This is a genomic window from Paenibacillus sp. NPDC056722 (genome assembly GCF_042790635.1).
GTDB classification, from domain to species: domain Bacteria; phylum Bacillota; class Bacilli; order Paenibacillales; family Paenibacillaceae; genus Paenibacillus_AQ; species Paenibacillus_AQ agri.
On sequence record NZ_JBHTYV010000008.1, the window covers coordinates 51,618 to 77,769 of the forward strand.

23 protein-coding genes and 1 other annotated feature are annotated in these 26,152 nt (G+C 50.6%); of the genes, 6 read left to right on the forward strand and 17 right to left on the reverse strand.

The annotated features are described in order from the left end of the window. Nucleotides 1–145 precede the first annotated feature (145 nt). The 4 genes from ACFRAM_RS19205 to ACFRAM_RS19220 form a co-directional block, all read right to left on the reverse strand. Nucleotides 146–397, reverse strand: coding sequence for a hypothetical protein (locus tag ACFRAM_RS19205; RefSeq protein WP_379467224.1), 252 nt, complete (start codon nucleotides 395–397; stop codon nucleotides 146–148). Nucleotides 398–564: 167 nt separating this feature from the next. After that, the gene (groL, locus tag ACFRAM_RS19210; protein WP_175373948.1) at nucleotides 565–2,196 is read right to left on the reverse strand and encodes a chaperonin GroEL; all 1,632 of its coding nucleotides are present in this window, start codon (nucleotides 2,194–2,196) and stop codon (nucleotides 565–567) included. Nucleotides 2,197–2,345: 149 nt separating this feature from the next. Beyond that, nucleotides 2,346–2,627 (reverse strand): co-chaperone GroES, encoded by a 282-nt coding sequence (groES, locus tag ACFRAM_RS19215; RefSeq protein ID WP_175373947.1) that lies wholly within the window; start codon nucleotides 2,625–2,627, stop codon nucleotides 2,346–2,348. A gap of 324 nt (nucleotides 2,628–2,951) precedes the next feature. Further along, entirely contained in the window at nucleotides 2,952–3,836 is an 885-nt protein-coding gene (locus tag ACFRAM_RS19220) for a LysR family transcriptional regulator (protein ID WP_379467225.1), read from the reverse strand. A gap of 191 nt (nucleotides 3,837–4,027) precedes the next feature. Between ACFRAM_RS19220 and ACFRAM_RS19225 the strand changes: the two genes are divergently transcribed. Further along, nucleotides 4,028–5,287: an MDR family MFS transporter gene (locus ACFRAM_RS19225; RefSeq protein WP_379467226.1), complete on the forward strand. Its 1,260-nt coding sequence runs from the start codon at nucleotides 4,028–4,030 to the stop codon at nucleotides 5,285–5,287. Here ACFRAM_RS19225 and tatC read toward each other — a convergent pair. From tatC to ACFRAM_RS19245, 4 genes are all read right to left on the reverse strand, one after another. Further along, nucleotides 5,268–6,038: a twin-arginine translocase subunit TatC gene (gene tatC / locus ACFRAM_RS19230; RefSeq protein WP_379467227.1), complete on the reverse strand. Its 771-nt coding sequence runs from the start codon at nucleotides 6,036–6,038 to the stop codon at nucleotides 5,268–5,270. The genes ACFRAM_RS19225 and tatC overlap by 20 nt on opposite strands. Before the next feature lie 161 nt (nucleotides 6,039–6,199). Beyond that, entirely contained in the window at nucleotides 6,200–6,445 is a 246-nt protein-coding gene (gene tatA / locus ACFRAM_RS19235; RefSeq protein ID WP_175373943.1) for a twin-arginine translocase TatA/TatE family subunit, read from the reverse strand. 139 nt (nucleotides 6,446–6,584) lie between these two features. Continuing rightward, nucleotides 6,585–7,070: a MogA/MoaB family molybdenum cofactor biosynthesis protein gene (locus ACFRAM_RS19240; RefSeq protein WP_020429419.1), complete on the reverse strand. Its 486-nt coding sequence runs from the start codon at nucleotides 7,068–7,070 to the stop codon at nucleotides 6,585–6,587. An 86-nt stretch (nucleotides 7,071–7,156) separates the two neighbouring features. Beyond that, nucleotides 7,157–7,807, reverse strand: coding sequence for a 5-formyltetrahydrofolate cyclo-ligase (locus ACFRAM_RS19245; RefSeq protein ID WP_379467228.1), 651 nt, complete (start codon nucleotides 7,805–7,807; stop codon nucleotides 7,157–7,159). 277 nt (nucleotides 7,808–8,084) lie between these two features. Between ACFRAM_RS19245 and ACFRAM_RS19250 the strand changes: the two genes are divergently transcribed. Then, on the forward strand, nucleotides 8,085–10,043 hold the full coding sequence (locus ACFRAM_RS19250; RefSeq protein WP_379467229.1) for an ABC-F family ATP-binding cassette domain-containing protein: 1,959 nt from the start codon (nucleotides 8,085–8,087) through the stop codon (nucleotides 10,041–10,043). 559 nt (nucleotides 10,044–10,602) lie between these two features. On the opposite strand, the gene ACFRAM_RS19255 is transcribed toward ACFRAM_RS19250, so the two are convergent. From ACFRAM_RS19255 to ACFRAM_RS19285, 7 genes are all read right to left on the reverse strand, one after another. Continuing rightward, on the reverse strand, nucleotides 10,603–12,147 hold the full coding sequence (locus ACFRAM_RS19255; protein WP_379467230.1) for a 2-isopropylmalate synthase: 1,545 nt from the start codon (nucleotides 12,145–12,147) through the stop codon (nucleotides 10,603–10,605). 1,005 nt (nucleotides 12,148–13,152) lie between these two features. Continuing rightward, nucleotides 13,153–13,440: a binding site (T-box leader), on the reverse strand. 418 nt (nucleotides 13,441–13,858) lie between these two features. Continuing rightward, nucleotides 13,859–14,908 (reverse strand): tRNA (adenosine(37)-N6)-threonylcarbamoyltransferase complex transferase subunit TsaD, encoded by a 1,050-nt coding sequence (gene tsaD, locus ACFRAM_RS19260; RefSeq protein ID WP_379467231.1) that lies wholly within the window; start codon nucleotides 14,906–14,908, stop codon nucleotides 13,859–13,861. Continuing rightward, the gene (gene rimI / locus ACFRAM_RS19265; RefSeq protein WP_066377428.1) at nucleotides 14,905–15,429 is read right to left on the reverse strand and encodes a ribosomal protein S18-alanine N-acetyltransferase; all 525 of its coding nucleotides are present in this window, start codon (nucleotides 15,427–15,429) and stop codon (nucleotides 14,905–14,907) included. The genes tsaD and rimI overlap by 4 nt, the downstream gene beginning before the upstream one ends. Beyond that, nucleotides 15,426–16,298 carry a tRNA (adenosine(37)-N6)-threonylcarbamoyltransferase complex dimerization subunit type 1 TsaB gene (tsaB, locus tag ACFRAM_RS19270; RefSeq protein WP_379467232.1) on the reverse strand — a complete coding sequence of 291 codons (873 nt, stop codon included), beginning with the start codon at nucleotides 16,296–16,298 and terminating at the stop codon, nucleotides 15,426–15,428. Before tsaB ends, rimI begins: the two co-directional genes overlap by 4 nt. Further along, nucleotides 16,288–16,785, reverse strand: coding sequence for a tRNA (adenosine(37)-N6)-threonylcarbamoyltransferase complex ATPase subunit type 1 TsaE (tsaE, locus tag ACFRAM_RS19275; RefSeq protein ID WP_379467233.1), 498 nt, complete (start codon nucleotides 16,783–16,785; stop codon nucleotides 16,288–16,290). The genes tsaB and tsaE overlap by 11 nt, the downstream gene beginning before the upstream one ends. A 421-nt stretch (nucleotides 16,786–17,206) precedes the next feature. Continuing rightward, complete coding sequence (locus tag ACFRAM_RS19280; protein WP_379467234.1) at nucleotides 17,207–17,389, reverse strand: H-type small acid-soluble spore protein; 183 nt, start codon at nucleotides 17,387–17,389, stop codon at nucleotides 17,207–17,209. A gap of 33 nt (nucleotides 17,390–17,422) precedes the next feature. After that, nucleotides 17,423–17,611, reverse strand: coding sequence for a hypothetical protein (locus ACFRAM_RS19285; RefSeq protein WP_379467235.1), 189 nt, complete (start codon nucleotides 17,609–17,611; stop codon nucleotides 17,423–17,425). A 203-nt stretch (nucleotides 17,612–17,814) separates the two neighbouring features. Here ACFRAM_RS19285 and ku point away from each other — a divergent pair, with 203 nt between their 5' ends. The 4 genes from ku to ACFRAM_RS19305 all read left to right on the forward strand — a co-directional run bounded on the left by ku (nucleotide 17,815) and on the right by ACFRAM_RS19305 (nucleotide 23,311). Further along, nucleotides 17,815–18,885, forward strand: coding sequence for a non-homologous end joining protein Ku (gene ku, locus ACFRAM_RS19290; RefSeq protein WP_379467236.1), 1,071 nt, complete (start codon nucleotides 17,815–17,817; stop codon nucleotides 18,883–18,885). A gap of 11 nt (nucleotides 18,886–18,896) precedes the next feature. Continuing rightward, complete coding sequence (locus tag ACFRAM_RS19295; RefSeq protein ID WP_379467237.1) at nucleotides 18,897–19,853, forward strand: ATP-dependent DNA ligase; 957 nt, start codon at nucleotides 18,897–18,899, stop codon at nucleotides 19,851–19,853. A gap of 13 nt (nucleotides 19,854–19,866) precedes the next feature. After that, nucleotides 19,867–20,751 carry a non-homologous end-joining DNA ligase gene (gene ligD / locus ACFRAM_RS19300; protein ID WP_379467238.1) on the forward strand — a complete coding sequence of 295 codons (885 nt, stop codon included), beginning with the start codon at nucleotides 19,867–19,869 and terminating at the stop codon, nucleotides 20,749–20,751. A 193-nt stretch (nucleotides 20,752–20,944) separates the two neighbouring features. Next, nucleotides 20,945–23,311 (forward strand): S-layer homology domain-containing protein, encoded by a 2,367-nt coding sequence (locus ACFRAM_RS19305; RefSeq protein WP_379467239.1) that lies wholly within the window; start codon nucleotides 20,945–20,947, stop codon nucleotides 23,309–23,311. A gap of 205 nt (nucleotides 23,312–23,516) precedes the next feature. On the opposite strand, the gene ACFRAM_RS19310 is transcribed toward ACFRAM_RS19305, so the two are convergent. Together ACFRAM_RS19310 and cls are read right to left on the reverse strand one after the other, a co-directional pair. Continuing rightward, nucleotides 23,517–24,419, reverse strand: coding sequence for a YitT family protein (locus ACFRAM_RS19310; protein WP_379467240.1), 903 nt, complete (start codon nucleotides 24,417–24,419; stop codon nucleotides 23,517–23,519). 162 nt (nucleotides 24,420–24,581) lie between these two features. Next, a complete protein-coding gene (cls, locus tag ACFRAM_RS19315) occupies nucleotides 24,582–26,012 on the reverse strand; it encodes a cardiolipin synthase (protein WP_379467241.1) in 1,431 nt (476 codons plus the stop codon). Nucleotides 26,013–26,152: the final 140 nt, after the last annotated feature.

Sequence of the window (26,152 nt, forward strand, 5' to 3'; positions counted from 1 at the left end):
CTATTAAAAGCAATATAAGCAGACCATAGATTAGTGGTTCCAAATGCGCAATGATAAAATATGTATTTCTAAATTGATAATCTTCATCTGCTAAAAACATATTATATCCCCTTCAGTCGGCACTTTGCATCTAGCGCTGAATTGTTCACACTTCAAAAGACAAGTAAAACAAAGCTATGCCTAACACAATAACTCCGCCAATTATCATTTCAATACCTTTTCTGTTTCTCAGATAGCGATATCCGCCGATAGATATAAGCGCTCCAGACATCAGTACGATCATCAAGGATAGCTGTTCTCTATTCGTATCATCATGATCTTTGATTAATAACGAAATGACTATAAGAATAGTTGCCACACAAAAGTGGACACCAAACTCTCTGAATATTTTTTTCACCCTAACACTCCTTATGTAAAATGCCCCGCCATTACTGGCAGGGCACGTTGCTTCCGTTGCATTTATTGTACTGGATGCTGGTATGATCTGTTAACCATATTTCCCCAAAATAAAAACCCTTGAAGGGCCCGTAAAATCAGGCCTCTCAAGGGTTTTCTAAAACTTGCTTACATCATTCCGCCCATTCCACCCATGCCGCCCATGTCAGGAACGCCAGCAGCGCCTGCTGGTTCTGGCTTGTCAGCAATAACAGCTTCGGTAGTCAGGAACATGGACGCTACAGAAGCAGCGTTTTGCAGTGCGGAACGAGTTACTTTGGCAGGGTCAACGATCCCTGCTTCGAACATGTTCACCCACTCACCAGTAGCAGCGTTGTAGCCGATACCGATAGCTTCTTTTTTCAAGCGGTCCACGATAACGGAACCTTCTTGACCAGCGTTCGCTGCGATTGTGCGAACTGGCTCTTCCAACGCGCGAAGCACGATGTTTACGCCGGTTTTCTCGTCGCCGGATACATTCACTGCCGCAACAGCGTTATATACGTTCACAAGAGCTGTACCCCCACCGGATACGATACCTTCTTCAACCGCAGCGCGGGTTGCGTTCAGGGCGTCTTCGATGCGCAGTTTACGCTCTTTCAATTCAGTTTCAGTTGCAGCGCCAACTTTGACAACGGCTACGCCGCCAGCCAATTTAGCCAGACGCTCTTGCAATTTCTCTTTGTCGAACTCGGAAGTCGTTTCTTCCAGTTGAGCACGGATTTGGTTCACACGGGCAGTGATGTCTGCTTTGTCGCCGCTTCCGTCAACGATTGTAGTGTTCTCTTTGGTTACGCGCACTTGACGTGCGTTACCCAGTTGCTCGATGGAAGTGCTCTTCAGGTCCAGACCGAGCTTCTCAGTGATCACTTGGCCGCCAGTCAGGGCAGCGATATCTTGCAGCATAGCTTCACGACGGTCGCCAAAGCCAGGAGCTTTAACAGCAACAGCGTTGAAAGTTCCACGCAGTTTGTTCACGATCAGCATAGCTTGTGCTTCGCCTTCGATATCTTCAGCGATGATTACAAGCGGTCTAGCTTGTTGAACGATTTTTTCAAGCAGTGGCAAGATTTCTTGCGTGCTGCTGATTTTCTTGTCAGTGATCAGGATGTACGGGTTCTCCAGAACGGCTTCCATTTTATCCGTGTCAGTGATCATGTACGGAGAAATGTAACCACGGTCGAACTGCATACCTTCAACCACTTCAAGCTCAGTCAGGAATCCACGGGATTCTTCAACGGTGATTACGCCGTCTTTACCCACTTTTTCCATAGCTTCAGCAATCAGTTGGCCTACTTCATCGTCAGCAGCGGAGATTGCAGCTACTTGAGCGATGGATTGTTGACCTTCGATTGGCTTAGCGATCTTTTGCAGTTCTTCTACTGCTGCACGAACTGCTTTGTCGATCCCTTTACGGATAACCATAGGGTTAGCGCCTGCAGTTACGTTCTTCAGACCTTCACGGATCATGGCTTGAGCCAGAACCGTTGCAGTTGTAGTACCGTCACCAGCAACATCGTTGGTTTTAGTAGCTACTTCTTTAACCAGTTGAGCACCCATGTTCTCGAAAGCATCTTCGAGTTCGATTTCTTTGGCGATGGTTACACCATCGTTAGTGATCAGCGGGCTACCGAATTTCTTCTCCAGTACCACGTTGCGGCCTTTCGGTCCAAGTGTTACTTTTACCGCGTTTGCCAAAGCATCAACCCCGCGCAGCATTGCGCGGCGAGCATCTTCACTGAACTTGATTTCTTTTGCCATTGTGTAATATACCTCCCAAAAGTTTTGTGAATATACTTCCTCGATCTTCTCCGTCAAAACTGGCTTCGAAAGCATCGTCCTAGTTTTGTTAGCGTACACTTCTTCGTGCACTATTCATAAGTAATTGAGTTCAATCTTATAAACGATTCTTAGTCAAGAATCGCGTGAATGTCGCTTTCTTTCATAATCAAATATTCTTTGCCTTCGTATTTGATTTCGGTTCCGGCATACTTCGAGAAGATTACACGGTCGCCTTCTTTAACTTCCAGTGCCACACGCACGCCATCTTTCAATGCGCCGCTGCCTACTGCGATAACCTTGCCTTCTTGTGGCTTCTCCTTGGAGGAGTCCGGAAGCACGATTCCGAAAGAAGTAGTTTCCTCCTGCTCGCTCGGTTCTACCAATACGCGTTCACCTAAAGGTTTGATCATGAAAAATAGCCTCCTTTAAAATTATGTGATTGATCTTGAAAACAGAGATTAGGAATATCGCTGTAGTCTACAGACTGCGATATTTTGAAAAATATGAATCTGGCATAGGAAATGCCCGTCATTCCATATTTTTCAGCATCATTAGCACTCGACACTCCGTAGTGCTAACAACAATTTTTATGATACTCAACTTGAGAGCGGATTTCAAGTCCTTTTACACAAATTCGTATTTTGTTTTCGGGAAAAAATGGTTTTGGAGGGTTGTCCGACACATGCCCCTTTACATTCTATCCAGCCATCGGAAAAATATGCCTTTCCTCTCTATCATTCACCCGTAACAGCATCTTGTCTGTGCTTGCGGATATAGGCGAGGCCGAGTCGCATGAATTCGGCTGCCAGCGGCGGAATATCACTCTCATTCTTGACCGCCATCACCACTTCCTGCATGAGCGCAGGAGCGAAAGAAACAGCTGGCAGCTTTGCGCCGAGTCTGGAAATATAGAACCGGGGCAGTATGGACAGGCCTAAGCCTTCCTGCACCATCACCTGAATCGTATTGAAATCCTTTACTTCCATCACAACATTGAAGCCGGGATGGCGGGACAGCAGCAGCTTGCGCAGATCCTCGTCCTTCGGCATTAGGAAGCACTGTTCCTTGATTTGCTCAAAATTCAAAAAGGGTTCCTGCCCCAGCCGATGATTCTCCGGTAAAAGCACTACCATCTCATCGCGGATCAGGGGTACACTATGCCACTGTGGGTCCGGGAACATCGTTATGCCGACATCAATAACACCACTGGCGATCCATTCATTAATCTCCTCGGATTCTCCTTCGAAGACCACCATCTCCGCGCCAGGGAAAGACTGCTTGAATACCTCGGACAATTCCGGCACGAACCGGCAGGCAATATCTGGCGTGGCACCGATCCGCAGTGAACCAGCCTGCATTTGCACCGCAAGAGCGGCTTCTTCCTTCATAACCTGGGTTGTATGCAAAATAAGACGGGCATGCTTAAGCATCACCTCTCCGTTCCCGGTCAGAACAATGCCTTGGCGGCTGCGGTGAAACAATAAAATGCCCAATTCTTTCTCAAGACTTTGAATCATCTGCGATACGGCAGATTGGGTAAAACCAAGATCTTCGGCAGCACGGGTGAAGCTCTTTGCTTCCGCTGCGGCCGCAAACACTTGCAACTGGAGTATAGTCATCTTCCTCCCTGCCGGAAGCCGGCAGAAGAATCCTCCCCTCTGTGGCACATCAAGCCCAAATCAGCCATTAGTAAAAACTAATATCAACATCATCAACCTTAATTTTACTAACAAAATAGCGGCATGTATACTCCAGTTGTGCAGATCGGGGAATGCACTAGCCAAGTGAAAGAAAGCGGGGAAAACACTTCATGACAGCCAAAAAAATCAACCCATTATCATTCTTTCGGTCCTACGACGGGGCCGTTTGGCTCCAGTTCACTGGTACTATTCTCAGTTCATTAACGATGTTCATGATCCGGCCTTTTCTGGTCTTATACTTGCATGACCAAATGAACGGCTCTGTGCTGCTCCCGATTCTAATTGTCGGCCTGCAGCCCTTATTCGGCATCTTCGCCGGAATCGGCGGCGGAAGCCTCAGTGACCGGTATGGACGAAAGCCTATTATGGTTGCTTCGCTACTGTTACAAACCCTCTCCTTCGCCGGCTATGCCCTGGCGGATGGAATCATCCTCTTCGCAGCCGCCTCTATCCTGAACGGGATCGGCTCCGCCCTGTTCCAGCCAGCGGCCAGCGCTCAAATCTCCGACATTGTCCAGCCGGAGAAGCGGGCAGAGGTCTATGCGCTGCTGCACATGGCGCTTAATTTCGGCGCTGCCTTCGGTCCCGCCCTCGGACTCATGCTGTTCTCCTGGAACGTGCATATCGTCTTCTGGATCGCCGCACTGCTGCTGGCTGCCTATTCAGGGCTGCTCTGGCTCCGCTTGAAAGAATCGGCACCGTCCAGGCTGCAGGGAAGCAGACAAACTGCTGGGCCAGCCGTACCTTGGCTAACGGCAGCAAAACAGCCAGAGAACCGGATGATTCTCTGGCTGACATTCTGCTACCTGCCTGTTGGCTTTCTATATGCCCAGGTGGACTCTACATTACCTTTCCAGCTCCAGACGCATTTCGATAACTATAAAGCCGTACTTGCCACGATGCTGACCTTCAACGGTGTGACGGTCATCCTGCTCCAGTTGTGGGTTGCCAAAGTGACGTCACGCTTCACAGCACGCCGCATGCTCAGCATCGCCTACCTGCTCTTCGCTGTGGTCGCACTGGGCTACGGATTCGCCCCTACGCTTGTCCTGCTGCTAACCGCAGAGTTTATTTTCTCTGTCGGTGAGATGCTGCATGGACCTCATGCGCAGAAAGCCGTGGCCGAGATGGCTGCGGCCGATCAGCGAGGGTACGCCTTTGCCATCTATGGCATGGGTCCTCAAGTCTCCAGGGCGCTTGGACCACTTCTGGGCGGTATAGTCCTGGATCTCTGGAACGGCACCGCGTTGTTCGTACTGATTGCCCTTTTCACCCTGAGCATGGAGAGAATTCAGTCACGCTTGTTACGCAATGCTGCTTCAGGAAAGCATTACCCTGCAAGCACTTCCGTTAATCCTCCTGTCGCTTAACGTAACGATCCTCCAGCTCCTTATCCGCAGCAAGCTGCTTGCGGTATACAAAGGCAGAGAGAAACACGCTGAATTCATACAGAACCAGCAGTGGAATCGCTACCAGAAAGTCAGAGATGAAATCCGGCGGAGTAATCACAATCCCGATAAAGACCAGGACGAAATACGCATAACGCCGCAGCTTGCGCAAGCGCAACGGGTTAAGAATTCTGATTTTAGTCAGGAACATAACCACCAGCGGAAGCTCAAACAGCAGTGCCATCGGCAGGACCAAGCTGAACATAAAGTCAAAATATTGAGCAATGCCATAGGTCTCTTCTAGTCCCATATCTCTTGTGATAGAGATCGTAAAAGAAAGCGCCATTGGAAACACAATGTAATAAGCGAATAATACCCCGAGGATAAAAAGGATGAATACGTACGGCACATAACGCAGCGCCGCGTTCCGCTCCACCTGACGCAGCCCTGGGCTAACGAATGCCCATAGCTGATAGATGATAAAAGGAACGGAAATGGCCAGAGATACGGCCATGGCAATCTTCATGTACATGCCAATCCCGTCCCAGAAGGAGAAGGCGTGCAGCACGAAGCCTTTTGCCAGATCGGAACGGATCAGATATTCGTAGATCGGCTTAGCGCAGAACAATCCGCCCACCAAGCCCAGAACAAAGACAATCAGCACATAAATAATCCGTTTGCGTAATTCGGTGAGATGATCTACCAACGACATCTCATCACCCTTCACAGACATGCAGACACCACCCATGACACAAAATAACCCCACAAAGTACAGCAGGGAGCTCGCTGCTCTGTCACCATACTTTGTGGGGTTTTCTGATACCAATTTAAAAAAAGAGGGCACTCTCCATAGTCACTAGTCGACTTAAGAGAACCCCCGCCTTAATTGTTCTATTATTCCGGTAGACGTCTGTCCTGCGGAACATTGGCCGCTGCATTCTGCGGGGCTTCCGGCGCTGGTGGAGCTTCGCTCTTCTTGGCCGGCTCAGAATCACCGACGATATCACGTGCGCCTTCCTTGAACTCGCGGAAGGTTCGTCCAACCGCCCGGCCCAGTTCGGGAAGCTTATTCGGACCAAAGAGCAACAGCGCCAGTATCACCAGCAAGATAATTCCCGGAGTACCAATTCCACTTAACATTGTTTATCCTCCTTGTCATTCTGTCCGTTCATGATACCGTTTACGACGATTTAATAATACCATAACTTATATCACACATCCATCGATTTTCTTCGAGTGATAGGGTGACATGACAAGAAAATGACCCGGATAGACAGTGTTACTGGCGGTACTGTCCAGTCACCATCAATAATGCCTCAGGAAGCTGGTCCATGATGGCCGCCAGATTCTCGTGAACACCCTTCGGCGTGCCTGGCAGATTCACAATCAGCGTGCGCCCGCGGATCCCGCAAATGCCGCGAAACAGCATCACTGCACGGTTCTTCTGCATAACCGTGCTACGCATCGCCTCGGAAAGCCCTGGCACCTCCCGCTCAATAACACGCCGAGTGGCTTCTGGCGTTACATCGCGGATGGCAAGATCTGTCCCCCCGGTAGTAAGCACCAGGTCCGCCTGAAAGTAATCAGTCAATTCTATTAAAGCCGCAATAATCTCATCTTGCTCGTCGGGGACAATTCGATATTCAACAATCTCCCCTCCAAGTTCTTCCTCTACCAGCTCCCGGATCACCTGGGCGCTCGTGTCTTCCCGTTCGCCCCTGGCCCCTTTATCGCTGGCCGTCAGGATTGCTGTTTTCCACGCCATAGGTTCGCCCTCCCTCTCTTATATGCTATGTATCGTTATGCAGTGCAGCGCGCTTCTAGAGCTTCTGCACTTCTTGCTGTCAGGGGTTATCCCTTGAAAAACTCTCCGTTATGGCAATCCAGCACGCCATGCTCCGTAATCAGCATGTCCATAACAGCATCATGATCATCCATCGGTACTTCTTCCACGATCTGCATGTCGTAGGCCAGCCCGATCCAAAGCGGGGGGCTCACTCCTTCATAAAGACCGCTAGTCTCCCAAGATGCACGGAGACGGTCATAGTAACCCCGTCCATATCCGAGGCGTCCGCCCCGGATATCAAATGCCAGTCCCGGTACGAATACTGCGGCCGGAAGTTTGCGGGAGAATATGGTCCCCGCATTCTCTCCGGCCGCTGTCGGCTCCATGATGCCATACGTACCGACGGACAACTCCTCCCAGGAAGTGACAATATGCAGTGTCATTGCTCCGCTGCCGGGAACAACCCGGGGCAGTAGCACCTCGCACCCAGCTTCCCAAGCGCGTGTGATTAACGGCCTGGTGTTTAGTTCTGAACGGAAGGATACATAGGCCATAATTGAAGACAGAGTCTCAGACTCACTCCACGCCCAAGCTTTGCGGCAGACCTTCGCGGACAACTCGCTGCGCTGCCCCAGGGACAGACTGTCCCGAGCGGTAGCCTGCTGCACCCGCAGCTCACGCTTTCTTCGCGCGAGCTCTTCATGCAAGCCCGTCATAAGCAGCCGCCTCCCTCTTCTGTCCGTCGTTTCTCCTAGTTTGTAAGATTAGTTTACCACTCTTCTCCCCGGTTCGCCAAGATAGCCCGAAGACATGGTTTTGCGCACGGGCGTTCCCCGTGTCCCGGGCCCTGTTCGTGAAACGTTCGGGTCTTCTTCCCTCCAGCAAGCTCTCGCACCGGAAACGCTTTTCATGTAAACTAAAGGGAATACGTGATTATAGCGGCTGAGGCGACAGCGCCAAGGCGTAATATGCAAGGGTGGAGGTTTCATCATTATGCTTCTTCAAGCAACAGGAATTACGAAATTATATGGAATACAAAGCGTGCTGGACGGTATCAACCTTCAGGTTAATGAAAAAGAGCGGGTAGGCCTAGTCGGCGTTAACGGAGCCGGGAAATCCACTTTTCTGCAAATTCTGGCGGGTGAACTGTCTTTTGACAGCGGGCAAATTCATAAATCCAAAGAAACAACAATTGGCTATCTGGCCCAGAACAGCGGACTACAATCGGACAAGACCATAGAAGAAGAAATGCTCGCGGTCTTCGCTCCGTTAATAGAAGCTGAATCTGAACTTCGGCGACTGGAGGAACAAATTGCCGATCCCGCACTCGCTGAAGACCCCAAACGGTACGAGGATCTGCTGGAGCGTTATGCCCGTCAGTCTGACTGGTTCAAGGACCACGGCGGCTATGAGATGAATACCCGGATTCGCAGCGTCCTGCATGGTATGGGCTTCGGCGACTTCGCACCGGATACCCGCATCTCTACCTTGAGCGGCGGGCAGAAGACACGGCTTGCATTAGCCCGGATTCTGCTTCAGGCCCCTGACCTGCTTATGCTGGATGAGCCGACCAACCATTTAGACATCGAGACTTTGACCTGGCTGGAGGATTACCTGCGCGGATATTCCGGCGGCATTCTCGTGGTTTCCCATGACCGGTATTTCCTCGACCGGCTGGTGACAACGATTGTAGAGATTGAACGGCACCAGTCCCGGCGGTATACGGGCAATTACAGCCGTTATGTAGATATTAAGGCAGCCGAATATGAAGCACGGCTCAAGCAGTATGAGAAACAACAGGGCGAGATCGCCAAAATGGAGGAGTTCGTACAGCGCAACATCGTCCGGGCCTCCACAACCAAACGGGCACAGAGCCGTCGCAAGGCACTGGAGAAGATGGACCGGATCGACAAACCGCTGGGCGACCTGAAAAAGGCCAACTTCGCTTTTGAGCCAGACTTCATGTCAGGCAAAGAAGTGCTGCAGGTGCGTGATGTCGCCGTTGCCTTCGGTGAAGGACAGCCGCCTCTGTTCCGCAACGCCTCTTTCGAACTACGCCGGGGTGAGACCGCCGCGTTAATTGGACCGAACGGGATCGGCAAGTCCACGATGCTGCAATGCATGATGGGCACACGCGAGCCTTCTGCTGGAACCGTAAACTGGGGCACCAAGGTTAAAATCGGGTACTATGATCAGGAACAGACACGCCTAAATCCGCGAAATACGGTTCTGGAAGAGCTGTGGAGCGAATACCCGATGCTGGAGGAAGCCAGAATTCGTACGATCCTCGGCAACTTCCTGTTCAGTGGTGAAGATGTTCTAAAGAAAGTCTCTGCACTGAGCGGTGGGGAAAAAGCGCGGGTGGCGCTCTCCAAGCTGATGCTGCGCGGCGCTAACATGCTCATCCTGGATGAGCCGACGAACCATCTGGATCTCGTCAGCCGTGAAGTACTGGAATCAGCCCTGATTGATTTTGAAGGCACACTGCTGTTCATTTCCCATGACCGTTATTTCCTCAATAAAATGGCAGAGCGTGTGCTGGAATTGCACCCGGACGGCATCGACCCGTATCTCGGCAACTACGACGACTATATTGAGAAAAAGCGGGAGCTAGAGGACATCGCCAAGGAGGCCGCCGAACAAGCTGCGCTCAAGTCTGCTGCTAAAAACATCGACAAAGAGCCACCTCCCGCCGAGAAAGGCACGGCCTCTTCCTTTGAAGCAGACAAACAGGCCAAGCGGGAGGAACGTAACCGTCAGCGCCGGATCGCTGAACTGGAAGAGAGCATCGCGACAGTGGAAGAAGAGATTGCTGTTATAGAGAATGAGATGACCAAACCGGAAGTCTACCAGGATTATTTGGCGCTTCAGCAACATGAGGAAGAATTGAAGGACAAGAAGGAACGATTGAGTCAATTTTTTAGCGAATGGGAAATCCTTGCTGACGAATAATGTAAATCTGCTTCAAAAAAATATTTTTACAGTTCCCAATTTGTTCAAATATACTTATCCACAACTCTATCCCCAGTTTTCGTGCATAACTCTTTGTTAAACACAGCCCTTCGGGGCTTTTTTTATGGATTAAATCGCCCTTTCTGTTGTCAAGGAAATATTATCCACTATACTATCCACATTATCCACAATTTCCACAGAATAACTTCACATCCCCCCATCTAATCAAAGCCCTTAAAAAAAGAGCTGGTATTGCTGATTTTACGCACTTTTTACACAATTCGGCCGGAATATGTGGATAACGTTGTCCACACCTTGACAAAGGCAATTCCCCTTAATATTTCCCGTGATTTTATGGCAAAAAAGAACCCGCCATCTCCAGTTCAGACAGCGGGTATAGTCAATATAAGACAGCTAAGTGGGGGCCATGCCTTCCCTTTCGCCGAAACCTGAAGAACTATGGAGCTGAGAATCGCGGATAAAACGGCCGCCGGCGCAATCGTAAAGCCGATTTCTAGCGGCGATCTGCCGAACAGGTTGGCCAGCGCACATCTTTTGGCTACTCCGCTTCTACACTCCGTGTGGAGAGCAGCGCCGCGTTGCAGGCTGCAATGTAGGCCAATCCGGCAGCCATTACAATATCCTGGTGAATTGCCGTACCCCTGAATTTGGCGCCGCCCCATTCCACCATCACAGCAGCCTCAGCCTGGGCATTCTCTCCGCTGCTCAGCGAGTGCAGTTCCAGCCCGGCAAAATCAATATCTTCCGCAATTCCTTGCCCAATCGCAGCAATAATCGCTCCGAGAGGACCATCACCTGTGCTGGTATGAGAGGTCTCGCTGCCGCTCTGTAAATGGCGCACGGTCACAGCAGCTACACGCCGTGCTGCGCTTCCCGCCAGTACCTGTACCTCACCCAGTTCATAGACCTGGGCTTGCTGTCCAGTGGTACTGCTCACCATCTGCAGAAGCTGCTCGTCACTGACAACCTTTTGCCGGTCAGCTGTTTCTTTGAACGACTCGTACAGGGCATCCAGTTCCGCCGGTTCCAGTGCAATGCCGTATTTTGCGGCTCTGTCTTTCAGTGCATGTCGGCCGGAGTGTTTGCCCAGGATAATCATACTGCGCGGAATACCAAGGCGTTCCGGGTCCATGATCTCATAGGTGCTGCGATCCTTCAGCAAGCCATCCTGGTGAATACCCGACTCATGCTGAAATGCATTTCTGCCGACGACCGGTTTATTGTAAGCAATGGGAAAATGCATCGCGCTACTGATCAGTCGTGAAGACTCATAGAGCTGATCCAGTGCAATGCCCGTCTCTGCACCCAGAACGTCGCCACGGGTCTCCAGCGCCATGACCAGTTCCTCTAATGCACAGTTGCCTGTTCGCTCACCAACACCGTTGACGGTGACCTCAATCTGTGTCGCACCACCCTCAATGGCTGCCAGGCTGTTAGCCACGGCAAGCCCCAGATCATTGTGACAGTGGGCACTATAGATGACTTTATCTCCACCTCTGGCCCCCAGCCGCACCCGCCGGAACATTTCGCCATATTCATGCGGCAGCGCGTAACCAACCGTATCTGGCAAGTTAATAATAGTAGCGCCTTCCTCGATGACAGCCTCCACCATCTCAATCAGGTCATCAATATTGGTCCGAGCGGCGTCCATCGCCGTGAACTCTACAACATCTGTGAATTGACGGGCGTATGCCGTCATCTCACGGGCTTTTGCCACCACTTCGGGTCTGCTCATCCGCAGTTGATGCTGAAGATGAATGTCCGAGGAGGAAATGAACAAGTGAATCCGCCGCCGCTCGGCATCACGGGTTGCTTTTACAGCAGCATCAATGTCGCCCTTGACCGCACGGGCAAATCCGCAAATTTCCACGTTCCGTATCTTGCGCGAAATGGTCTCCACGGCGTTAAAATCACCAGGGCTGGACACGGGAAATCCCGGTTCCATCACATCTACGCCCAACTCTGCAAGCTTGTAAGCCAACAGTATCTTTTGCTCCGGCGTCAGGCTCGCACCCGGCGCTTGCTCGCCGTCACGCAGTGTGGTATCAAAAATCTGAATTCTTTTCTTGACTGGAATAATCATGGTAAGTCCCTCCTGATTTATGTGTTAGATTTGGATTGATTTTGGGTTTGATTTGTTTTGCTTTGCTTTGGGTTTGTTTTTTTCAGCTTTGCTTTGGGCTCGCTTTAGATTTGCTTTCGGCTCTCTTTAGTTTCGTTTTGGGCTCGCTTTAGATTTGCTTTGGACTCGCTTTAGATTTGTTTTCGGCTCGCTTTAGATTCGTTTTGGGTTTGTTTTGGCTCGTTTAGATTTGTTTTGGATTGCTTCTTGTTTTGTCTGGTAACGGACCACAGAGACGTTATTTCCTGACCATCGACCGTTCCAGAAAAATAACGGACTCCAGAGACGCTATGAGTAGAAATCCTGTGTAAAATCCATGATTTGAGCGAAAATAGCGTCCCCTGAGTCCGTTACATGTTCCAGAAGCGGCTTAACGGGCAAATAACGACTATAGAGTCCGTTAGCTCATCGTTAGCCCATCATTAGCCCCATGCCCTTATGATAGTCAGCATATTGGTATTGGCCCTGAAGCTGTACTAGTCGTGTGGTCACGACACATTCTGCGCTTGTTTTGCACTCGCTCTGTACTCGCATATGTCCCTCTGTGAGCGCTCTGTGTACCCACTAAACTTGCTTTGTACTCACTCTGTACTCGCATATGCCCCTCTGTGAGCGCTCTGTGTACTCACCAAACTTACTTTGCACTCGCTTCGTATCCAACTATGAAGTCGTTTTATGCACTGTGTACCCACTGTTTACTCACTGCGTGCGAACTTGCTTTGGACTTGCTTTGGACTTGCTTTGGACTCACTGGACATCCTTCTTTGTGTATATTCGTTATGTTCATTACGCACAGCCGTACGTCGACTTGCGGCTGTGCTTATTCCCACCCACTGCTGCCGGCAGCTAGATGACAGCAGGGATTCCGCTGTTTATGCAGCGGAACTCCCACTCTCCGCGCCCTGTGGATTCGGATGCAGCCACGCTCCATCCGGTCCGCAGGAACGCAAAAACCCGCCGTCTCTTATAAGAGACGGCGGGTTTCCCCTCCGCGGTACCACTCTTGTTGACGCACAGTCGAACAGTATAACATCATCTGCTCGCTGTATGCGTCCAGCTCCTCTTCCCGGCAAGACGCTGAAGTTCATCCTCATCCTGCGGGAAGGTCCGGTAACGGGGACGAACCGTAACGGCCTACTGTTGTTCAGCCGCTCCGCTCCCGGGCGAGCTTCAAAGATTCTGGTGACTGCGTCGCACCTTACCGCAGCTCTCTGAACACCATAGCCTTCTACTACTCCCGTTCACAGCGTATATTTTTTGAAAAAAACCATACAAAAAAGCCTGCCGTCTCATTCAAGAGACGACAGGCTATTAACCTTCGCGGTACCACTCTTGTTGATACTCCTGATACCGGCTGATCTGCACCGACACTGGAATATCCACTTAACAGCCAAACAAATCAACCGGACATGCTGTCCTTTCCTTTGTTTGACCACCCTCTCACGGAGGTTAACCGTAACGATGTATGAAAGGCCTGGCGTGCACTGCCAGTCAATCCCTATTCTAGGGTTTCCTTTGTTCCACCGCTCCGCTCCCGGACGAGTTCAGGTCTCCTTCGACTGCGTTGCACCATCCCGCAGCTCTCTTAACCCGGAGTTTCCTTACTGCTTCCATTCATTGCGTTTACGTCAATTTATAATTGAACTGATTATACCCAGACAAGGAACTGAAGTCAATAGGCGGGAACGGACCATTTTTCCAGCGAAAATCCAGGGTCAGCCACCATATCAAGAGGAATGCCACCCTCATGTTTCCATTTTACATAAGCAGCCGCACCGATCATGGCCGCATTGTCCGTGCAATAAACCGGCGGAGGCACAATCAACTCGATGCCCTCTTTCTCACAGCGGGCTGTCAGTGCTTCACGCAAGCCTTTATTGGCAGCCACACCACCACAGAGCAGCAATTGTTTGGCACTGTGTGCCCGGACAGCCCGAACGGCTTTCTCGACCAGCACCTCTACAACCGACTCCTGAAAGCCCCGAGCAATTCCGGCCACATTCGGTGTCAGACCTTTCATCTTGCTCTGGTTGACTACATTCAGCACAGCAGATTTCAACCCGCTGAAGCTGAAATCATAAGAATCCGGCTCCAGCCACACTCTAGGCAGCGGCACGACTTCTTCGGCTTCCCGAGCCAAACGATCCACATGAGGCCCCCCTGGATACGGGAACCCTAATGCACGTGCGACTTTGTCGTAGGCTTCGCCCACCGCATCATCACGAGTGCGGCCAATAATGTTAAAGCGACCTTCCTGCTCCATATGGACCAGCTCAGTATGTCCGCCAGAAACCACCAGTGTCATGCAGGGATACTGCAGTTCAGCAACGAGGCGGTTGGCATAGATATGCCCAGCGATATGATGTGTGCCGATCAGCGGCTTGTTCCAGGCAAGCGCCAGGCTTTTGGCAGCTACTACACCTACCAGAAGCGCCCCCACCAGACCCGGGCCTTGCGTTACAGCGATGGCTGTTAAGTCCTCAGGTGTTATGTTAGCAGCCGACATTGCCTCTTCAATGACGAGCGTCATTACTTCCACATGCTTGCGCGAAGCAACTTCAGGGACTACCCCGCCGAAGGCACGGTGCGTCTCGATCTGGCTAGAGATGATGTTGGACAACACCTCACTGCCGTCCTTAACCACAGCCACTGAGGTTTCATCACAGCTTGTCTCAATTGCCAATATAATCACAGGCTGAATTGCACCCGTTTCAGTCTTCATTTATGGTCCACGCTTCCTTCCAAAATGCTTCGCTCCTCGTAAGCCGGCAGGTCGGCCCACATAATGAGCGCATCCTCACGGTTATCGGAGTAATAACCTTTACGGGTACCCGCCGAGCGGAAGCCTTTTTTGCGGTACAAATTCTGGGCAATTTCATTGGTTACCCTGACCTCAAGCGTGATGGACTGCATGCCTAAAAAAGCTGCCGTTCTCATCAGCTCGTCCAGCAGGCGTTCTCCCCATTTGCGGCCCCTATAGGCCTCCAGCAGGGCGATGTTCGTCACATGGGCCTCATCCACGATTGCCCACATTCCAGCATAACCGATAATATGACCGGCCAGCTCCATCACCATATATTTGGCAAAATGATTGTGTGTCAGCTCGTTGCGGAAGGCTTCCTCCGTCCACGGCATAGTGAAGGCTTCCCGTTCGATAACCAGAATATCGGGAATATCCTCCACCTTCATCAGGCGAAAAACAAGACCGTCTCCCTGCCCTCTTACTGACTCCGCTTCCGTCATCGTTTATTTATGCTCCCTTCTCTGCTTAACTGCAGATTGGCTTCCGCTTCCGAAAGCTGGGTATAGTTAGGTATGATGCTGTGCAGGTCATCGCTCTCTCCCTGCACCAGTCTTGCTTCGCCGAGCAGTCCTGCCCAGCGTCCTTCCAATTCATAAGGCACCGCCTCTAAGCACGCGGCCCCTTGCAGCGGCCGCAGCGATTCTTCGCTGGCATGCAGCGCCGTCTCGCCGACAAACCAGAGCCTGCGCGGTTTGGTGCCTGACGCAGCAGCCTGTTCCAGCCGTTCGCCGAGTTGCTGCACCCAATCCGCCATCAGGCGGATGGCGTCCGGCTCCAGGCGAACCGGCGCACCGCTGTCAGCAGCTGCGAACAGCGCCGTATAGGCTTGCCCGCGGCGGGCATCCAGCAGCGGGATGATCCAGTCCGGGCCATAGGTACCGGCCCCGGACTCCGCTGGAACGCCGGCATCGGCATCGCTGCCGGCGTTATCCTGCCGGTTCGCCGCAGCCTCTCCGGCGAGACCGGCCTTCCAGCCGCCCCATGCCAAGGCATGCAGGCTGGACACACCGGCCACGGGCAGTTTCCAAGCCCAGGCCAGTGTCTTGGCAGCGGTCACGGCTATACGCGTTCCGGTATAGGAACCCGGCCCAATGCCAACCGATATACCGGCCAGGCTGGCAGGGTCCGTTCCCGATGCCGCCAGCGCCTGCTGAATAATCGGCAGCAGGTGAACGGAATGATTCCGTTCGCCGGATGCGTTAATCTCATGCAGCACGGCGCCTCCTTCTGTGACGGCAACCCCCAGTGTGGCCGTCGATGTATCAAGCGCCAAAAACCGCTTGCGCGGCTTTACATTTTCATTCGTCATTCTTCTTAACCCCGTTCTGTTCCAGAGTCCGGCACCATTCATCATAAGGCGCGCCGGTTCCCGTTACCGTGATGATACGTTCGTCCGGGCCAACCGTCTCCATGTATATATGCAAATGCCGCGGAGGCATCAGCTCGGCGATGATACTGCTCCACTCCACGAGGCAAACTCCCTGCCCGTAGAAATATTCATCCAGACCCAGCTCGTCCGCTTCCTGAACCGAAATCCGGTATACATCCATGTGGTACAGCGGCAAACGCCCCGCATACTCCTTGATGATTGTAAATGTAGGGCTGTTGACGATGCCCTCTACGCCCAGATGACGGGCAAAGCGTTGGGAAAAAGCGGTCTTTCCAGCTCCCAGATCGCCGTCCAGTCCGATTACGGTACCAGGTACCGATGCAGCCGCCAGAGCAGCAGCAAGCCTCTCTGTATCCTCCAGGCTGCAGGAATGGTATTTGAGCACCGATTCGACATTATTGTCCAACTTCAATACCACCTTTGAATAAGTCCGTAATCGTCAGATTACCCAAGAAATCTGTCGAAGTACAATACAATTAATTATATCGGTATGATTGTTTTACCGCAACAACGGTGTCATTTTTGAGATTCGCAAGTAGAAACGGCTTTGCCGTCCTTTAAGGGACGGTATCCGTTTCAGCGAGAAATATAAGGATAATTTAAAGCGTAAAACATATAAATTCATATATTTACAAAAAGGCCCTTGCCCACAAAAAGGGCAAAAGGCCTGAAGCAGATCAAGCCGTTAGACAGCATGATACTGTTCTTTACTGGGTAGTTCTTCTCAACGTAATTCTTCACCACGTCGTTCTTTACAACGCAGTTCTTTATTACACAGTTCTTTATCTCGCTCTCATTATTACGACGTTCATTGTATAACTAATTCCTTAACGCTTCTCTTCCAGCCGTTCCACGCCAACGGTATGCGTATTGGTCGGACGTGACCCCACCTGCACGGTAGCCATGCCGTTCTCGGCATCCACATGCTCAATCCAGACCGGATCGCCGTCCAGATGAACCGAAATCATTTCCTTCGAAGCATAAATATCCTTAGCCCGTTGTACATCCATGTCATGTCCTCCTCCCTTGTGAAATTGGATCATTTACGCTTTATCCTTTTGTTTTGTGATCGGCGGGACTTCGCCAATGGTCTGCTCTGCATCCAACTTGTCCGCATCCGCGCTATCCTCATTCTCTGGCGTGTTCGACGTGACGGCATTCCAGTCGACTACCTCTGCAGGAATGTCCTGCTCACTCAAGCTGTCGCTCCACTCGTTCCAAGATTTGCCCATCTTTTCCCCTCCGCCGTACGTCATATCAGCACGCTTATTGCTGAATTACAGCCGCTTGCCTGACCTTATTTTTTCCCATGGTTCACAAAAAATGCATCCGGCTAGAAAAACGTATCCAGCCTAATACTAAGCCAAAGCAAATCCATGTCCTTATGCTCTTATAACATTAAAAGCAGCAAGATAATTGTTCAGGAGGCGATATCATGCATACCGTTTGGAAGGGAGCCATCAGCTTCGGACTTGTACATGTTCCGGTCAAAATGTTCTCCGCTACGGAGGATAAAGACATCTCGCTGCGTTACATTCATAAAGAATGCGGCAGCCCGTTGTCGTATGTGCGCAAATGCCCGGTCTGCGACAAGGAGGTCGCCTGGGAAGAAATTGGTAAGGGTTACGAATATGAGAAAGGCAAGTTTGTCACCTTCGATAAGGAAGAGCTTGACCAGTTGAACGAAGAAAGCAGTAAGAACATTACCATTCTCGATTTCGTCGATTTGACGGAGATTGACCCGATTTATTTTCAAAAAACTTACTACCTCTCCCCCGATCAGGCTGGAGGCAACGCTTACCGGCTATTGATGGAGGCTATGCGGCAGACGGGCAAAATCGGCATCGCCAAAATCTCCATCCGCTCCAAGAGCAGCCTGGCAGCGATTCGGGTGCTGGAGGAATGCATTGCTATTGAGACGATTTTCTACCCGGACGAGGTTCGTCCGGCTTCTCAAGTTCCCAATCTGCCGGGTGCCGGTGCCGTGAACGACAAGGAACTGGAAATGGCCAAGCTGCTGATCTCCCAGCTGTCCACGCCGTTCGAGCCGTCCAAATATACGGACGATTACCGCCAGCGAATGCAGGATCTCATCTCGCATAAGATTGCAGGGGAGGAATTTCATATTGCACCTACCAAGCAAGAGAGCAATGTAATCGACCTGATGGCCGCACTTCAGGCCAGTATCGAGGCTGTTCAGCATGTTCCCACAGACCCTGGACCCTCCCTGTCCGGCACCAAGAAGACGAAGACTGCCGGTACGGGTAAAAGAAAAACGGCAAAGACCTCACCGGCGGAACCTGCGGTTACGCCTCTGGCCGGAGCAGCTTCATCCGTCGGGACTTCCCCTATGGCTACGCCTCCAGCCGGTGCCACACCATCTGTTGAAAATTCTCCTTCTGCAACAGCCGCAACGGCCGGAGCTCCGAAGGTCGGCCCCATCCCGGTCATCGCACCGACTAAGACTAAGCGCCGCAGCGCTAAGTCTAAAGAAACGATTTCTTAGAGGACCGGCAGATGAAGCTGAAGCCTGTGATCCCCTTCGAGCCCATACTAGCCGATCAGCTTCCGCAGGGTAACCAGTGGATTGCCCAAATCAAATGGGATGGCGTTCGCATGCTGTCCTATTATGACGGGAATAGCACCGAACTGGTTAACAGGCGTGGGAACCGCCGCACGCTCCAGTATCCCGAGCTTGCGGATGCTGCTGCTTATTGTAAAGCAAATTCAGTCATTCTGGATGGCGAGATTATCGCCCTCAACGGCGGCAAGCCTTCTTTTCACGAGGTCATGCGGCGGGACAGTCTGCGGACGGAAGCAACGATCCAAGCTGTAAAGCGACAGGTGCCGGTCATGTATATGATCTTCGACATCCTGTATTGTAATGGCGGGTGGCTACTCGACCAGCCGCTGCATAAGAGGCAGCAGCTTCTGGCTGAAATACTGTTGCCGCATCCTCATGTGCAGAGCGTTCCCAGTTATACCAATCCGGCAGAGCTGTTCAATGCCGCCCAAAAGGGCGGGCTGGAAGGCATTGTCTGTAAGGAAATGGACAGTACCTACGCCCTAAACGGCAAGGACAAGCGCTGGCAGAAGCGCAAAATCATTCAGGATCTTGTAGCGGTAGCCGGAGGTGTCACCTTCCGTGACGGGCTAGTCAACGCGCTGCTGCTCGGCCTGTATGACGATGAGGGCAAACTGCATTATATCGGCCATGCTGGTGCAGGCAAGCTGACCGTACAAGATTGGCGGGAGCTTACCCGGTATGCCCATGAATCGGCAGCTCCAACCATGCCTTTTGCCGCGCTGCCCCAGCGGAGCAAAACTGCCTTTTGGATCATGCCGCAGCTTTGCTTCAAGATCCATTTTCTAGAGTGGAATACATCAGGAACACTCCGCCAGCCTGTCATTCAGGCCCAGGTGGATATTCCACCACAGGACTGCCTGTTAAGTCAGCGGGGAAATAAAGCCTAAGGAGGAGTCAAGCATGCCCACTGCAGTCAAAGGCTCCATCACAGTAGACGGGCAGGAGATCATCATCACCAATCCCGACAAGCCGCTGTGGCCTGAGGTCGGCATCACCAAGAAGCTGTATCTGCAAAAGCTTGCCGCTCTCTCTCCCTATCTGCTCCGTTACTGCCGGGACCGGCTGCTGACCGTTATCCGCTATCCGCATGGCGTAACCGGCATGTCTTTTTATCAAAAGAACGCGCCTGAGCCGCTCCCGCCATTCGTCCGGACCTTCAACCACGACGACATTACTTACATTACCTTGCAGGGCTTGCCTGAACTGCTCTGGCTCGGCAATCTCGCAGCGCTGGAGTTTCATCCGTCCTTACACCTTGCGGGCAGCACGTTGCCCTGTGAATGGATGATTGATTTGGACCCTTCCCGCGAAGAGGAGCCGCGCATTATGGAAGCAGCTTCGATTGTAGGTAAGGTGCTGAAATCCCTTGGCCTCAACTCAGTTCCCAAAACTTCCGGGGCAACCGGCGTTCAGATTATCGTTCCGATTACCCCGGGCGTAACCTTTGACGACCTTCGAAGGGTAGGACATTTTGTCGGACGTTTTGTGACCGAGAAGCACCCGGAGCTGTTCACACTGGAGCGGCTGAAGAAGCATCGTGGAGACCGGATTTATTTTGACTATCTTCAACATTACAGCGGAAAAACCCTATCAGCGCCCTATACCCCCAGAGCTCGTCCGCTCGCAACCGTCTCAACACCTCTGACCTGGGAAGAAGTTGAACGAGACGTTTCTGTTACCGATTATCATCTGCTCAACATTGAAGAACGCCTTACCCAGACGGGTGACTTGATTGCCAGCGTGCCCCCACAGCCGGTTGAAGTCATTGTACGGCAGCTTTCCTAAAAAGCATAAAAATCAAGAAGCCCTCCTTAAAAATGGGGGCTTTTTTACATTTCATTTTCAGGGCAAAAATAAGTTTCCTACTAGGGATTGTCCAGAATACGTTCAGCAGCGAGTTGTACAATTAGCCGTGCAAATATTGTCGACTTTTCGAGGGAATTGTCGCATGTAGCAATTTTAAGGGGGAAAGAAGGCTATGAGTAAGAAACAATCGTTAAAGAAGAAATCAATAGCTATGTTATCTACCACTGTGCTGCTTGGTACTTTAGTACCTCACGCATTTGCTTCGGCATCGTTTACTGATATCTCTAATTCTTACGCCAAAGATGCCATCTTAGAATTAATGGACAAAGGGATTATAAATGGAACAACAGATAGCAAATTTAATCCGACTGGCTTGATTTCCAGACAAGACTTCGCCATTATCCTGGCGAAAACGCTGAATCTTGATCTGACTTCCCCACCTGCCTTAGCTACGTTTAGTGATGTACCAAATAATTCATACGCTTTCAATGCTGTGGAAGCTGCAGTAAAGGCAGGACTCGTGAAAGGCATAGGTGGAGAACTATTTGGAGCAGCGAATACGCTGACCCGTGAACAAATGGCTGTTATTTTTATGAATGCCTTAGCTGTTGACATCACGGGAAAAGGCAAAGACTTAACCTTCAGTGACACATCTTCCATCTCTGCTTGGGCTAAGGATTCCGTCGCCGCTGCACTGGAATTAAACTTAATGAGAGGTAATCCTGACGGTTCCTTCCGGCCGAAGAGCAGCGCACTTCGTCAGGAAGTTGCTCTAGTGGCTTCTAAATTCCTGGTCGAAAAATCTAAACAGGATGCCGAGAACCCGAGCCAGCCAGCAACACCGGAACCTGTATTAGGGGTGGTCGTTCCACAATCTACACCAACTACCACAAGCACTAACAGCAGCAATTGGACTTCGCCAACGCCGGCGGCACCTGAGCCGACGCTGACGCCAACTCCAACATCGACCCCGACCCCGACTCCGACTCCAACACCGACACCGGCGCCAACTCCAACACCAACGCCGACACCGACACCAACACCAACACCAACACCGACACCGACTCCAACGCCGACACCGACTCCAACGCCGACACCGACTCCAACGCCGACTCCGGTCTACGGGACATCGTCTGCGTTTGCACTTAGTAAAAGAATCTACAATAGCAACTTCACGGAACAGCCAAAGACATTTACAGTTAGCGATGGTGTTAATACAGCTACGATCACAGCAGATCAAAACTATGAGGATATGAGAGACTTTGTGCGCGTCTTAAATGCGGCTTTGGCAGAAGGTCATGTGAACGCCAAGGCATCGGTCGTTGATTTATTTAGCTTTAAAATTGTCTCAGATGTGACGGGACCAGATGCTGTTCTTTATTTCGGAGGCGAAGATACGTCATATGCGTTTAGGAAAGAGGAGTATCGCGGATCAAATCTATCCAGCATAAACGAAGCTCCGACCATTCAGGATTTGCAGATTATTTCACGAGATGAGCCTACTGTGGGAGATCGACTCCTTGCTGATTTTGACTATATTGACGTAGAGAACGATGAGGTTGATTCCTTGAATTATCAATGGTATCGTTCTGAATCCATGGAAGCTAACAAGACAGCTATCTCTGGAGCCACCAATCAATATTATCAATTGACCGATGAAGATCTTGGAAGCTATATCACACTTGAGGTTACGCCTATAGCCAAAACGGGAACGATGACAGGAACCACTGCTACCAAAACATTGAATCAGATCATCAAATCAAATGTGCCAACGGTCGATATCTCACAATTTGAAGTGATTGATAACTACAAGGGTGAACAGGATCAAATTAGAGGCTTGGCTGGCGCGGTTAGTGAACCGGACGCTATAGTAAAGGCTTATCGTTGGGAGGATCTTAACGAGAATGGCATCGTGGATGAAGAGGATCTCTTGGGAAGCCCGCTTAATCTCGGCTTAAGTCAGGCGGACGGATCACTCCCTGCCGCCAATATCGGAGATCTGGATGCAAGTGGATACAGCTATATCCTTACCTCCACGAATGATGATGGTAAAGAGTCTCCACTCGATGCTGAACATGCCTTTACATTTACTTTGCAAAAAGGAGCTCGTCCAGCCGTACCAACACTGCCTTCAACTTATTATGGGTTTCCTGACCCAGCCGCGTTCGTACCCTCCAAGTCATTTTTAGCAGGATCTCTTCCATTCTTGATCCGCTTTGACTATGTTATGGGGGAAGCTTATTCGAATGGAACCTTGGAAGTTACATTGGAAGGACTGACGTTTACCACAAATGACTATATAGCGGTAGGCCCGTGGAGGAATATAACAGCGGACCAAATAAGTAATGAGGGACATACCCTCACTATTAAAAACATAACAGGCCCTTCACAGGACATCGCCTTCGAACTGCATGATAAACGAATTCCGTCTGCCGGGGATTATCTTATTCGCTTTAGAGCAGATGCCGATGGCACAGGAACCCAGAAGTCTTTTTCCGAAGAACAACAGATTACATTGAAATCGGTACAACCGTCATAACAACACTATAACAATACAAAAAAAGCGCAAGCCCGAGGATGCAGTATCCCTTTCAGCTTGCGCTTTTTCTCATGCCTTTAATAAAAAATCTAGAAGGTATTCTATATAAGAATACGGCACATAAAGATGGTTCCGCCGTATTTATTGAGCGATCGTTCGTAAATATACCTTCTTTCAGTGAGTTAAAGCCCGCACCCGAGCTTCGCTAATGGATGGATTTTTTCTTAAAGCGTCCACCCTTGACATCATGGATATTACCGATCGCAACGAATGCGTCAGAATCCCAATCCTCTACAATGGCTTTCAGCTTAGCTTCTTCCAGACGAGTAATAACAACAAAGATCACTTTCTTGTTCTCGCCGGAGAAACCGCCTTCTCCATCCAAATAAGTAACACCACGCCCAAGGCGCTCTGTCAGCGCTTCTCCGATATCACGGAATTTCTCGCTGATAATCCATACCGACTTCGACTGATCCAAACCTTCAAGTGTAATATCAATCAATTTGAATGCTATATAATAGGCAATAAGTGAGAACATTGCATTATTCCAGCCGAACACAAAGCCTGCACCCGATAGAATAAACAAGTTAAAGAACATTACAACTTCGCCTACAGAAAACGGTAGTCTCTTGGCAACCAGAATCGCCACAATTTCCGTACCATCCAGCGATCCACCATAACGGACAACCAGCCCGACGCCTACGCCCAGAATGATACCGCCAAAGACGGCAGCCAGCAGTGGATCCGAGGTGAAAGGTTTCACAGGATGCAGCAACTGGGTTCCTATGGACATCAGGACTACGGCAAATAAAGTGGACAAAGCGAACGTTTTACCGATTTGCTTATAGCCGATCAACAGAAATGGAAGGTTAAGCAGCGTCAACAGAATACCGAGGGGAATATCAAAGATATGCGACAGCATGATCGAGATCCCTGTAATACCACCGTCAATCATCTGATTCGGGACAAGGAATATCTCCAGTGCAACCGACATCATCGCTGCCCCTATGGCCAGCATAACAACTCGTTGCGCGAGCTTCGCCGTTTTGATTGCTCCGGACTTTTGTGGTCTGCCTTCTTTCGCAAACAGTTCTTGACTCACATTCATAGAACTCCCCCTACAATTACAGTATAATTTTGAAACATAAGTTATGAGGTTCATCTCTTACATTTCTGATTTGTACACTTTATTATATCATAAATAAACGTTCCATAATGAATGCTTCCTGTAAAAAACGTTCAAGAATTTTGTTGTTTGTCACTTTTCCTGTCATAGAAGTGGTGATAACAACTGACAAATACCCTCACCCAGCTTGACAAGCCAGCCTCTCTCTCTAAATTGCTCCGGATTTATGAACTCACTATGCTTCAAATCCCGTTGAAATCCATCTGCAACCGCTGATATAGCTTTAAGGTCCAGCAGCACTGCTGTCAGCTCAAAATTGGAGTAGAAGCTCCGCATATCAAGGTTTACGCTGCCCACCGCAGCCAGCAATTCGTCGGCTACCATGATTTTGGCATGCATGAACCCCTTGGTATAGCGGTAGAATTTCACGCCTGCATCTTGCAGATTCTCCAAATAAGACAAGGATGCATAATAAACTACCCAGTTGTCTGGCTTCGCCGGGATAACAATCCTGACATCAACCCCCTTGAGCACTGCACTCTTCAGCGCCCGGCAAATGGCGGGATCGGGAATAAAGTATGGCGTGGAAATCCAAATCCGACTCTTCGCAGCGCACAGGGCTCCAAAATACATCTCTTGCGAGGCATCCATTTGACCATCCGGTCCACTCGGCACAATCTTCACCGCCTCTTCCCCCACGCAGGCATGAACCGGAAACAGACGGGGATGGCTTACTCCTTCACCGGAGGCCAGCTTCCAGTCCTTTAAGAAGACGTATTGTATAAAATAAACGGCGTCCCCCTCCAGACGCAGCTGTGTGTCGCGCCAGTAGCCTATTTTGGGATCCCGGCCGAGATACTCGTCCCCCACATTCATCCCGCCGGTAAACCCCACTAATCCATCTATGATCAAGAGTTTACGGTGGTTGCGGTAATTGAAACGCCCTTCCAGCAGCGAAAGCAGTGGCGGCAAAAAGAAATGCACCTCGACACCGGCTCTGCGCAGCGTCTGGATATATCTGCGGCTTAGGGCATGACTGCCCATCCCATCACACAACAGGCGCACCTTAACCCCTTGCCGGGCTTTGCGAATCATCACATCCTGGAACCGATCTCCAATCTCATCATCCCGAAAGATATAGAATTCCATATGAATATGCTCACGGGCGTCTTCCATCGCTTCCAGCATGGAGGTGTATGCTTCTTCTGTGCTGGAAAGTAGCCGAGTGGTATTACAGCCGGTAATCGGGCTTTTCGACAGTCCAGAAAGCAGAGATAACAGCTCTCTTTGCTGGGCGAACTCCGGGTTCCCGCACTCCTCCAGCTTTTTGACTACACGGCTTTTGCCGGAGACATGAGCGTGTATTTCAGGCTGCCGGGTAATGCACTTCCGGCTCAATGAACGTTTTCTCCGAAAATCGCGCCCTAGCGCATAATAGAAAAGCAACCCTAGCGGGGGGCAGCAAAAAGTGAGGAACATCCAGGCTACTGCCCGCTGCGGGCGCCTAAATTCAAGCAGCAGAATTACAGCCAGCTGAACAATAAAGAGAACTAGAATTATGGCAAGCACCTTCATACAGCCGACTCCCTCTCAGTAATTAGAGCACAGCCACTGCGGCCAAAGCTCTTCTTTTTTTCAACAAACCATTGTCATGTTCCCGAAAGATATGGAATACATAGAGTAATAGGACAAATCGGATAGAACTGCGGAACGAT

Bases quoted from the DNA above. Each gene is read 5' to 3' on its own strand.
- ligD (WP_379467238.1), top strand. From the start codon at position 19,867: ATGCCCACTGCAGTCAAAGGCTCCATCACAGTAGACGGGCAGGAGATC.
- ACFRAM_RS19245 (WP_379467228.1), bottom strand. From the start codon at position 7,807: ATGACGGGCTTGCATGAAGAGCTCGCGCGAAGAAAGCGTGAGCTGCGG.
- ACFRAM_RS19310 (WP_379467240.1), bottom strand. From the start codon at position 24,419: ATGAATGTGAGTCAAGAACTGTTTGCGAAAGAAGGCAGACCACAAAAG.
- ACFRAM_RS19225 (WP_379467226.1), top strand. From the start codon at position 4,028: ATGACAGCCAAAAAAATCAACCCATTATCATTCTTTCGGTCCTACGAC.
- ACFRAM_RS19295 (WP_379467237.1), top strand. From the start codon at position 18,897: ATGAAGCTGAAGCCTGTGATCCCCTTCGAGCCCATACTAGCCGATCAG.
- cls (WP_379467241.1), bottom strand. From the start codon at position 26,012: ATGAAGGTGCTTGCCATAATTCTAGTTCTCTTTATTGTTCAGCTGGCT.
- tatA (WP_175373943.1), bottom strand. From the start codon at position 6,445: ATGTTAAGTGGAATTGGTACTCCGGGAATTATCTTGCTGGTGATACTG.
- groL (WP_175373948.1), bottom strand. From the start codon at position 2,196: ATGGCAAAAGAAATCAAGTTCAGTGAAGATGCTCGCCGCGCAATGCTG.
- ACFRAM_RS19255 (WP_379467230.1), bottom strand. From the start codon at position 12,147: ATGATTATTCCAGTCAAGAAAAGAATTCAGATTTTTGATACCACACTG.
- tatC (WP_379467227.1), bottom strand. From the start codon at position 6,038: ATGTCTGTGAAGGGTGATGAGATGTCGTTGGTAGATCATCTCACCGAA.
- rimI (WP_066377428.1), bottom strand. From the start codon at position 15,429: ATGACGGAAGCGGAGTCAGTAAGAGGGCAGGGAGACGGTCTTGTTTTT.
- ACFRAM_RS19305 (WP_379467239.1), top strand. From the start codon at position 20,945: ATGAGTAAGAAACAATCGTTAAAGAAGAAATCAATAGCTATGTTATCT.
- ACFRAM_RS19280 (WP_379467234.1), bottom strand. From the start codon at position 17,389: ATGGATGTACAACGGGCTAAGGATATTTATGCTTCGAAGGAAATGATT.
- ku (WP_379467236.1), top strand. From the start codon at position 17,815: ATGCATACCGTTTGGAAGGGAGCCATCAGCTTCGGACTTGTACATGTT.
- groES (WP_175373947.1), bottom strand. From the start codon at position 2,627: ATGATCAAACCTTTAGGTGAACGCGTATTGGTAGAACCGAGCGAGCAG.
- ACFRAM_RS19285 (WP_379467235.1), bottom strand. From the start codon at position 17,611: ATGGGCAAATCTTGGAACGAGTGGAGCGACAGCTTGAGTGAGCAGGAC.
- ACFRAM_RS19240 (WP_020429419.1), bottom strand. From the start codon at position 7,070: ATGGCGTGGAAAACAGCAATCCTGACGGCCAGCGATAAAGGGGCCAGG.
- tsaB (WP_379467232.1), bottom strand. From the start codon at position 16,298: ATGACGAATGAAAATGTAAAGCCGCGCAAGCGGTTTTTGGCGCTTGAT.
- ACFRAM_RS19250 (WP_379467229.1), top strand. From the start codon at position 8,085: ATGCTTCTTCAAGCAACAGGAATTACGAAATTATATGGAATACAAAGC.
- tsaD (WP_379467231.1), bottom strand. From the start codon at position 14,908: ATGAAGACTGAAACGGGTGCAATTCAGCCTGTGATTATATTGGCAATT.
- ACFRAM_RS19220 (WP_379467225.1), bottom strand. From the start codon at position 3,836: ATGACTATACTCCAGTTGCAAGTGTTTGCGGCCGCAGCGGAAGCAAAG.